Origin of the sequence: Pseudomonas sp. MWU13-2105 (assembly GCF_023242315.1) — a bacterium.
Classification (GTDB): Bacteria; Pseudomonadota; Gammaproteobacteria; order Pseudomonadales; family Pseudomonadaceae; genus Aquipseudomonas.
Genome location: NZ_JALLIY010000042.1, coordinates 1 through 9,676, shown reverse-complemented (window position 1 = coordinate 9,676; position 9,676 = coordinate 1). Strand labels below are relative to the sequence as shown.

General features: G+C 56.1%; 9 protein-coding genes and 1 pseudogene. 4 read left to right on the top strand and 6 right to left on the bottom strand.

The window, feature by feature from the left end:
- Window positions 1-193: 193 nt before the first annotated feature.
- On the top strand, window positions 194-607 hold the full coding sequence (locus tag M5B96_RS32005) for a helix-turn-helix domain-containing protein (protein ID WP_248801136.1): 414 nt from the start codon (window positions 194-196) through the stop codon (window positions 605-607).
- A gap of 81 nt (window positions 608-688) precedes the next feature.
- Here M5B96_RS32005 and M5B96_RS32000 read toward each other — a convergent pair whose 3' ends face one another.
- Both M5B96_RS32000 and M5B96_RS31995 read right to left on the bottom strand, forming a co-directional pair.
- Window positions 689-1,018, bottom strand: coding sequence for a hypothetical protein (locus M5B96_RS32000; RefSeq protein ID WP_248801134.1), 330 nt, complete (start codon window positions 1,016-1,018; stop codon window positions 689-691).
- A 6-nt stretch (window positions 1,019-1,024) separates the two neighbouring features.
- On the bottom strand, window positions 1,025-1,903 hold the full coding sequence (locus M5B96_RS31995; protein ID WP_248801132.1) for a hypothetical protein: 879 nt from the start codon (window positions 1,901-1,903) through the stop codon (window positions 1,025-1,027).
- Window positions 1,904-1,991: 88 nt separating this feature from the next.
- Here M5B96_RS31995 and M5B96_RS31990 point away from each other — a divergent pair, with 88 nt between their 5' ends.
- From M5B96_RS31990 to M5B96_RS31985, 3 genes and pseudogenes are all read left to right on the top strand, one after another.
- Entirely contained in the window at window positions 1,992-3,080 is a 1,089-nt protein-coding gene (locus M5B96_RS31990) for a helix-turn-helix transcriptional regulator (protein WP_248801130.1), read from the top strand.
- Window positions 3,081-3,221: 141 nt separating this feature from the next.
- A pseudogene (locus M5B96_RS32630) lies at window positions 3,222-3,308 on the top strand (type 1 glutamine amidotransferase domain-containing protein); the annotation flags it as partial.
- Between the two features lie 208 nt (window positions 3,309-3,516).
- Complete coding sequence (locus tag M5B96_RS31985) at window positions 3,517-4,419, top strand: FRG domain-containing protein (protein ID WP_248801128.1); 903 nt, start codon at window positions 3,517-3,519, stop codon at window positions 4,417-4,419.
- Between the two features lie 49 nt (window positions 4,420-4,468).
- On the opposite strand, the gene M5B96_RS32960 is transcribed toward M5B96_RS31985, so the two are convergent.
- The 4 genes from M5B96_RS32960 to M5B96_RS31970 all read right to left on the bottom strand — a co-directional run.
- Window positions 4,469-4,864, bottom strand: coding sequence for an SDR family NAD(P)-dependent oxidoreductase (locus tag M5B96_RS32960; protein WP_412548678.1), 396 nt, complete (start codon window positions 4,862-4,864; stop codon window positions 4,469-4,471).
- 375 nt (window positions 4,865-5,239) lie between these two features.
- Window positions 5,240-6,712 carry a TolC family protein gene (locus M5B96_RS31980; protein WP_248801126.1) on the bottom strand — a complete coding sequence of 491 codons (1,473 nt, stop codon included), beginning with the start codon at window positions 6,710-6,712 and terminating at the stop codon, window positions 5,240-5,242.
- Window positions 6,713-6,732: 20 nt separating this feature from the next.
- Entirely contained in the window at window positions 6,733-7,560 is an 828-nt protein-coding gene (locus tag M5B96_RS31975; RefSeq protein ID WP_248801123.1) for a sulfotransferase family protein, read from the bottom strand.
- Between the two features lie 135 nt (window positions 7,561-7,695).
- Window positions 7,696-9,676 (bottom strand): matrixin family metalloprotease (locus tag M5B96_RS31970; protein WP_248801121.1); only part of this gene is annotated, 1,981 nt, incomplete at its 5' end.

Sequence of the window (9,676 nt, the reverse complement as noted above, 5' to 3'; positions counted from 1 at the left end):
GAAACCTGTACCTGAAATATGGAGCGCGCAAAGAAATATCCAACGACATGCTTTACGCATGCCGATTTTAATTCGCCATAGGCTCAGGCTACCGGGGCACTCGTGATACTCTCTGATGCTCTATGTCAGGGCTTTCTGCCGCTTCAAGCGTGCGTGGAAAGCTTCTCTCACCTCGCTTTGGCCAGGAGCATCTATGTCGCTCAAAACAGGCTTTGCAGCTGTCCTGAAAGCCATGCGCGTCAGCCGCGGGCTGACCCAGAAGCACATGGCCGATTCCACTAGTCGGACTTATATGTCGAAACTGGAGCAGGGGCGATCGAGCCCTACCATCGATAAGCTGACGGCCATCAGTGGCGCGTTGGGGCTCAGTCCATTAACGCTGTTCACACTCACGTTGAGCGTGGAAAGCGGCCAGACCGTTAAGACCCCGGTGCAGCACCTCGAAGCCGACATTGCAGACCTTGAGGCAATGGGTGCGCTCAAGAGCCTTGGCCTCAGCTCGGTCTCAGATGTCCGCCCAACCCGGGTCATCCCATCCCGCTTGGAAAGGTCTACTGCCCCATACTCGCAAGCTGAGCTGTGCTTCGCTGAGCAAGAGAAAGCGTGACCTCAGGATCAAATCCCTAGACCTCTCGAAAAGCGTATCTCTGAGCTCAGGCGGCGGCGCTTGACCCTCCAGAAGCTGCGTTTAGCTCTTGGCACTTCGAGCCTTCACGAGCATGGCTTCAAGCTCCGCGATCAGCTCATCGACATCGACCTCCACGAACTCCCCCGGGTTGAGCAACTGCTCCACAATCGCGGGGTTGTAACACTCCGCGATTTCAGCATCTCCTGGTAGCCACATTCCGCCGGCGCCAATGATCACACCCTGACGCTGCAACTCCAGAAGTGCCTCATCGATGTCACCCGCGGCCAGGCTCGGCGATCGTTCGGTGAGTAGCGCCCTGAGCGTTGCGTCCAACACGCCATGTCCAATGAGATCGATGATCAATGCTTTGATGTCAGGCGACGTACTCATGGTTGTTCACGCTGCGATGCCGAGGTCGTACCCCATCATGAAGAGCGCCATTTCGAGCCGACGCAGCGCGTTTGCACCACCGCCGAGGAAAGGGCTGCTCGCCGCCGATTGGTGGGCCAATGCCTGGCTCAAGATCCAGCTTGCGCGCATGTTCCAGATCGCGTGATGGTGCCCGCGTCGCAAGCCCGGGAATTTGAATGCGTCGCCCTTGCTTGGATTACGACGCTTAGGGACAGCGGCGCTCTCGCCCTCCTTCGCGGGAGCCCAGGGGAAACGCAGGCCATCAGGAAGAGCACTAAACCCCTTTTCCTCACAGAAGATGATGACGAGCATGCCCAAAGCAGCTGCTACGCGGCTGTCGTAGATGATGAAGTCCTGGCAGACCAGCGAATACACCTTGGTCATGCCCGCGTTGAAGCGAAGATTATTCTGGAATTGAGGGCTGTCGAGATCCCCAATACGCAGCACCTGTGCGACCTGTGCAACCGTGTTGGCCAAGCCTTTCTGATTGGCCTCAAGCCACTGATTGTTGTGCGCCGACACGCCACCCCAGGACATCGTAGCTTTCGCTCCTCGCAGCATGGTGGCATCGCAGTTTGCCACACTGAGATCGACGCTCAGCGCATTCAAGGCATTCGCGTTGGTCTTGGCGCAACTGCCAGCGCTCACCTTCAGGTGGGGAACACCGGGATGATGCCATTCGTACTGCTGATAGGCATCGTACAGGTCAACGAACTGCCAATGCTTACCCGTTTTCCGGTTGACGTACTCATGTTTGAGCAGCTGGTTCGAACCAAGATGCTGGGCGAGCCACTTGATGAAGTCTTTAACTTCAGCGCGTTGTTTGTATGGGGGATAGATGCGACTGGTCACTTTGGTTTTCATAGGCACTCCAGGGTAATGTCCGGAATTCGTTGCTGGCAAAGCGATACTGCAGCACCATAGGGACACTTTTTGTCCCTGAGTACCTGCCGTGAGCGAAATTAAGCCGAAAGATTTGCGCCGCAGAACGCTGACGAAGATTTTGCACCGTGCGAGAACTCCGCTGACGACCGAGGAACTGCATGCCCTGCAAACTGAATGGGCCGAGCAAATCCCCCACATCAAAACCACATTGCGTGATCTGCGAGCCTTGGCCAAAGATGAGCAGGTCGTCGGTGAGAAACCCAAAGGTAAAAAGTCATTTCAATGGAGGTTGCACAGGAATGTGAGCCTTGACCTGGTACTGACGCCGACCGAGTCGATGACCCTCCTCGCGATGCTGCAGCATTCTGAGCGCTTCGGCTTCAAGCTTGTGACCAAGCAGTTGGTCAAGCTGCGTGACTATGCGTTGGGCGTAGTCACTCGGAACTCAACGCAAGACCTGCTTGCGCAAGGCCGCATCACGTCCGGCACACGATTCATGACCCTCCTCCCAGGGGCCTACGATCCAGCCCACCTGGGTATCATTCAATCCGCTTTGTTGGCTGGCCATAGCCTCACCATGGTGTACAAGCCGCGTGATGCCGAGGACGTGGAATGCACCTATGTGCTGAAGCCGCTTGCGCTCTCATTCCAGGATTCCAATATCTACCTCTCTGCTTACGTTGAGTCAGAACGGTGGCCAAGCGGCAAATCCCCTGAGCCAGGAGCTGCGCGTGGCAAATACAGCAGCAATGGCCCTGGAATGACCTGCGTGCTGATGCTGCATCGCGTGGTAAGTGTAAACACACACTTTTTGGATATTCCCGACCCGGAGGATTACCGCTTCGATTCATTCGCTGTGCAGAGAGACCTCATGACCGTCCACGGCCAAGATGAGATCGGTCTCATGCTTAGATTGGAGCCAAATCTCTTGAACCGGCTCACTGAAAACCGGCTGAGCGAAACACAAAAGATCAAACCTACCGAAGCGGGAGCTATATTGAACTGCTCCATCCAAGACACACAGGGGCTGCGCCTGTTCCTGATCAGTAACGCTGACGAGATCGAGGTGCTGCAACCTACCTATCTGCGCGAACATGTCCGCAAAACGCTCAGGAAAGCACTACGCATGTACGGCGAGGAAAGTGAGACCACATAGCGTCATCCTCGGTATCCGTGAATGAGTGGAAGCGTAGATTTCCATATGGCTTTCCAGCACAAGCACCTGGAGCGGCAGGGGCAGTTTGCGAATTGTGAGGATCGGCTTCCCTAAGCCGTCATAAGAGCGCCTGTCGCGCTTTTAATCGAGGATGGCAAGCTGATCACCGGGCAGAATCCGGCAAGCTCCGAAGTCGTGGCGAAAGCACTGATCGCCCAGCTCAAATGACCTCTGTACCAGCCTGGATTCGTGAAGAGTTCAGGCGCGGCAGAGCCCCCCCTTCTGATTGCGATCACGTAAAGCATCCTGCTTTAATGACAGGCTTCGTGCTCCTCCCCTATCCCTAGCCTCACTTCGGCATAGGTCATGCGCGCAACAGAGCTGCTCGTGTAGCATTAGATGGCACATCCAAAAATCGAAATCCCAAGAGGCTAATGTGAAAACCTATACAGCTAGGACGCTCGTAGAATTCGTAGGCATCATTGATAGCTTGAAACCTGAAGAACCCAATTCACTGTGGTTCCGCGGCCAATCGAATGCCAGCCACCAGCTCATACCCGGCGCACTGCGAAATATCAATCAGTCTCACGACCACCTTGGCCAAGAGATTGACGACACGGCAGTAAGAATCAGCAGTGGAGGGGTATTCTCTGGCCCGAACTCCGAAAAAATGCTGCAGGACTTCAAGCAGCTAGGCAGGCCATTTCTGGAGCAGCAACCCACCAATGAATTCGAATGGATGTTCATCGCTCAGCATCATGGCTTACCGACGAGACTGCTCGACTGGTCTACCAATGCCCTAGTGGCATTGTATTTTGCAGCCCAGGGCGCTCAAGTACGGGAAGGCGATGGAGAAGCTGAATGCGAGAGATTTGAGGAAGATAATTTCAGTGAGGAAGGCTTCGCGGTGTTTGCCATTGAGCCCACGAAGATCAATGCGAAAACGGTTTTGCAGTCCAAGACGATTGATATCGCGTCACACGCAGAAATCTGGGACAAATATATCAATCCCGTTGAAAAAGACACCACCACGCTACCAGTATGCATCACCGCCCCCCACATGACAACCCGAATCCGGGCCCAGAGCGGTACGTTCACACTTCACGGTGCGCAAATCGCAGCACTTGACTACTACACCGATTTACAAGATCTCATCTCAAAGATTTTCATCCCGTACACGTCTACCAAAGCGATCTTGGCCAGCCTGGCAAAATTAGGCATCAATGAAGGCTTCATTTACCCCAGTCTTGATTCGATCGCCAAAGACATCGCAAAGGCGGCCAATCTGACTTACACCAACACACGAAGCAGAAAGTCTGATAAACGATCCACTCGTTGATCCTGAGTCTGCGTTAGGTACTGCTGGTAGAATCTGGCGCAATACCTGCCTACCCATTTTGACGATTGGCTGTGTTCCATGGCAGTAAAGCTGCCACGGCCCGCCGCCAGTCTGGGGCTGATGATGCTGCCGCGGCCGAGTGGCGCAGGTAGGGGATTGCGTGCTTGGTGCACAGGAACGGGCCGGTGACGTTGCCCCTGATGATCCTTTCCCAGTCGCTGAGCTGGATTCTATTCGCTGGATCCGAGGGGCCAATGATCCCGGCGTTGTTAACGAGTACATCCAACCGCCCAAAGTGCTCATACACGCTTCTGAACGCTCCCGAGATAGCCTCCTCGTCCGATACATCTGTTGACCAAAAACGAGCATTGCCATCGGCTTCCACAATCTCGTCGACCACCGCTTGAGCACTTTCGGAAAAAGAAGTGTCTTGGTAGTGCTGCAGTCCTGGCGGCCATCAAATGGTAACCGGTAGGATTGTGTGGATTTGCAGACGAGACCACCGCTCACAGATATTGAGCCAGTCCTACAACAGCTATCTGAATGCCACCGTTCCAATGCGATGCAACTGGTAGCGTCCGAGCAACGCGCAGCGCACAACACAACGCCGTTGAACTGGCATGTCAGCAGGTTCTTTCCGAGATGGGTCAGCTCTATGTTTTTCCCATTGACAAAGACAAATGATGACTCCGAATTCCAGTTGCACAAGCGTTGGCTGAAAGCCAAAAAACGCTTCACGTACTGCCCCTATTCGGAACAAAGCGAGAGTTTGAGATACTGGCCTGAGCCTCAACCCTCACTGCAAACACACCGCTCTGCTTCATGGCGTCAAGTTCAGACTCCTCAAGTCCAGACTGCCCAAGCTCGATGCCAGTTGGATTCGCGCATTCTGCCACCCTGCCACAGCGCTGATTTGTTGCTGCTGGGCGTTGGCCAACGCTGTCTGGGTGGTGATGACCTCAAGGATACCTGTCACACCCTTCGCATAGCGCGCCTGCGCCGCATCGAAGGCCTGCTTGGCACTGTCAAGAATCTCCTGGCTGGTCCGCACGTTTTCAGTGCCGACTTTTAAGGTCTGATAGTCCGACCAGACGCTGGACGCCACTTGCAGCTCGGCATCGCTCAAGGCTGCTTCCTTGCCTTCAACTTGTGCCTGCGCACCTCGGACCTGATAGGTCCGGGTAAAGCCCTCGAAGAGCGGGATGCTGACTTGAATCGCCATGGAGCGGTCCCGAACGGTCTCCCCCAGGAACTGCTGACCGACACCGGAACTCTGTGGCTGGTTGTCGTAGCTGTATTTGCCGACAAAGCTGATTGTTGGCCTGCCTTGCGCACTGATCATGTCCTCGTTCGCTTGCGCCGCCGTCAATTCCGCTCGGGCGGCGATCAACGAAGGATGGCGCTGCTGGGCCGTTTGCAACAACTCGTCGACCGACTGCTCAAACCTCGTGTCAGGTGGCGTCACGTCATCTTCACCCAGCAGATGCAATGGGAGATTAGGACGTCGCCCCATATCGATAGCCACCTGCCCCAACGCGGTCTTCCAGTCCCCTTCCGCTTTGTTACGGTTGAAGGTGGCCTGGAAATAAGACGTCTGGGCCTGTAGCTGATCACTGACCGCCGCCACACCATGGCGAACCCGGAGCGTGGCCGCGTCCAATACCTGTTTCGCATCGGCTTCGATATGTTGTGTGGCTTGCCGGTTTTTCTGCGCAACGAAAGCGGCGTAGTAGTCCTTGACGGTGCTGGCAAAGACCGTCTGCAGCGCACTGTCTTGCCCGGCCAATGCGGATGCGAGCTTACTCTGGGCAGCGTCAAGGCTCGACGAGCGGGCACCAAAGTCGTAGAGCACCCAATTCAAGGTCAACGCGGCATTCTGGTAACGACTGTCGGACTGGACAACAAACGGATTGGCCGAGGTGCCATGACTGGTCGAACTGTCCTTCGCCTCTTGTAGCGTGCCGTTCAAGGTGGGCAGGTAAGCCGCTTTAGCAACACCGACCTGAGCGGTTTGCACTTTGACATTGGCCCAGGCTTCCCGAGTCTTGGGGTTGTGGCACAAGGCACTGGAAACGATGTCCAGCAAGGTCAGATCCATCTTCGAATTGTCCACGCAGCCGTCTGCCGCCGGTGCCGAATCGAACATGTGATTGGCCGCAGTGACAGGGACGCTATCAAATTGACGCAATGGATCAGCAGGGCCGAACCCTGCCGCAAGCACCGAGCCTGTACCGAGAAGAAGAGTGATGCTCGCCCCCAGATTGAACGACAGGGCTTTACGAATTTTCAGCATGCTTTCTGAACCCATCACGCTCACAGAATCGTCACGCCATGCGTGTTGAGTTCGGCATTGTTCCAAAAGCCGGTCGTTGAATATCGGGCAAAAATATCCGGTGGGATGCAGAGTTTGCGTGCCTGGAATTCGACATTTTTGCGTACTGCGTGCAAGCCGGGCATGCCAAGATGGGCGTCATAATCCGGCTCGTCATACTCCACGTTTTGCAAATCGTGCTCAAACAAGGGCTCGCCCAACTCGGCATAGAGCCGACTCAGGGTACGCTGCGGCTCTTTGACCAAGTGATCGTAGGGTACCAGGATCAAGCGCTTCGCCTGCTCGCCAAACCAGGCTTCACGCAGATTGCTCCAGGCCAATCCAATCAGGCCGCTGTCCGAATTCATCAGGATTTCCGCCCGGGCATAGACCGAACTACCCGGCTGAAATTTGAACATGCGTGATAACTGCAAGGGGTTCTTGGCGAGCATTCGTTCGACGCTGTCGATAATCCAACCGACGTCGCGGACACAACAGATAATGCGTGACTGGGGATACATCGCCCCCCATAACGCTGCCCGCCCCGTCCATGTGCGGTTGGTATCGAAGACAACCGGGTTGTCGGACAACGTGCCGATTTTATCGGCGTAGTAAGACTCGACAACAGCGCGCAGGATCGTTGCACGCTTGCTGTCATCAAAAAAACCACCGAATTCGCCGCCGCACATTTTCCCGTGCACGGAGCCGACCAATACGGCAACCGGGCTGGTCATCGCCGCCGAAAAACGCGGGTTCTGGCGCAACAGCGCCGACAGCAGTGTCGACCCCGAGCGCGGTAAACCTGATATCGCATGAAACTGAGTAGCCAAGGTGTCTCCCTAGGCGTTGGCGGTCTTCAAGTGTCACAAGCCGCAATCACCGTGTGCTGACAGGCGATACTCCTGGCTGCTACTCGCAGCCAGGAGCTTTATATCGCTTTGATGGAAATGACGTGGGTCGCGCAATCAGGCCGCGTGTGCGGATGCGCTCAAGGTCACGTTGTTGTTCGCCAAGGTGGGTGGCAGCAAGGTGGTGTCGGCGACTCCTGCATCCGCATTGAACGTCGACATGGCCTGAATCAACTGGCTCACACCACTGCCGCCAACTGGTGAGGTACTTGCCCCGGCGCCATAGAGTGAACCGATACCGACCAGGTCCGTGCGGTCCAGCGTCCGGTTGTTGGCCGTGAGCTGGTAGTTCATCACCGAGTTTTGATCGGCGTTGTCTGCCAGGCCCAGCGCATGACCAATTTCATGCTGCAGCACCTGGGAAAGCGTGGCATCAGTACCGGCGTAGGTTTGCTGCCCATCGATACCTGTGGTCAGTGCATCCTGCGTCGGATCCTCTACTCGAACAACGACATCGGATTCCATCTGGCCTTCATCAGCCTGATAGCTGGTGTAGCCCACAACACCGGTATTGGCGGTATCGAAATCACCAAACCCGATCCGGATATCCGACTGCGAGGAGTCGGAAACCTCCTCGAACGTGACACCTGGCATGGCGTTGGCCCAAGCGCCAAAGGCCGTCTGCACGACAGACTCCTTGGAACCGCCCATGTAGCCGGAGAACGGAGCAGCCTGTGTTCCCGCGCCATCCGCCAGGCTCCAGGTGATGACCTGCTGGTCCCACTTGGCGCCTTCAAGAACGGCAGAACCGGAGCCCACGGTAGGCGTAAGCGCAGCAGTGCTCACCGCCTGCTGCCGAGCTGCTTCTGCCGATTCGGCAGATGAGAAATTGCCGTGGCTCAGATCGTATTGCGCGATAGAACCAATATTGGCCCCGCCCCGAGCGGACACGAGGGACTGCGTGCCAGCAAAACCGTATCCGCCGCCATCGTCCCCACCGCCGTAGCTGCCAGGCAGGTCCTCCCCATCTCCGGCACCGGTGTAACCGTAGCCACCGATGATGTCGCCAGAACCGCCAGCGCCTGAATAGACAGTGTCAGCCTCAACTCCGCTGCCGCTCCAGTTGTAGATCACCGACGTGCCGTCAGCACGGTCATCGATGATTCGGTCATTGGTACCGGTCGCAGAGAAGTTATCTTTATCACCATGCACAACGAGACTGCTATTGTCGCCCGTCAGGGTGATTGCTCCAGACGAGCCGGTGACGACGTCTTGAGTACCGCTGACCGACACTTTGGTACTCGCAGCGAGACTGATAGCGTTGTAGTCGCCCGAGACACTCTCACCAGAGCCCGACAGTGCCAATACGTCGTAGGTCCCGACTACCGATCCATTGGCGCCATTGAGGGTGACATCCGTCCAACTGGCGTTGACCGTGTTGTTGTCGCCGGTGATCACATCGCTAGGGGCGTTATAGTTCGAGATGCTGAGCGTGGCGTTACTGGCCGAGATCATGTCGCCCGAACCACTGACCAGGCCACTGTTGCCGGAGAAACTGATCGAGTCATTGCTAGCGATCAAGCTATCACCTGCCCCCGCGTTGAGCGTGTTGCCACTGCCTATCAGATTGAACGTCGAGTTGCTGCCCAGGGTGATGTTTTGGTCATCGCTGACATGCAGGGTGTCCATATAGGGAGAGGTTGTTCCCGCGGTGCTGCCCAAGGACAGGACATCATCCGAAGTCGCGTAGATGGTGTTGCCTCCGCCCCCATTGCTTGTCAGGCTGGAGCCTGCGCCCAGGTTGATCGTGTCGCTACTACCGGTGACCAATGCCGTGGTTCCAGCGCCGAAGCTAATCGAGTTCCAATCGCCTGCGACAGACTCACCGGAACCGGCCAATGCAAGCACATCGTAGGTCCCTGTTACCGACTCATTGGTACCACTGAGCGTGACATCACTCCAGCTGGAGTTGACCGTGTTGTTGTCACCGGTGATCACATCGCTGGGAGCGTCGTAGTTCGAGATGCCGATAGTCTGGTTACTGGCCGTGATCATGTCGCCCGAACCACTGACCGAACCACCGCTGCCGGCAAAACTA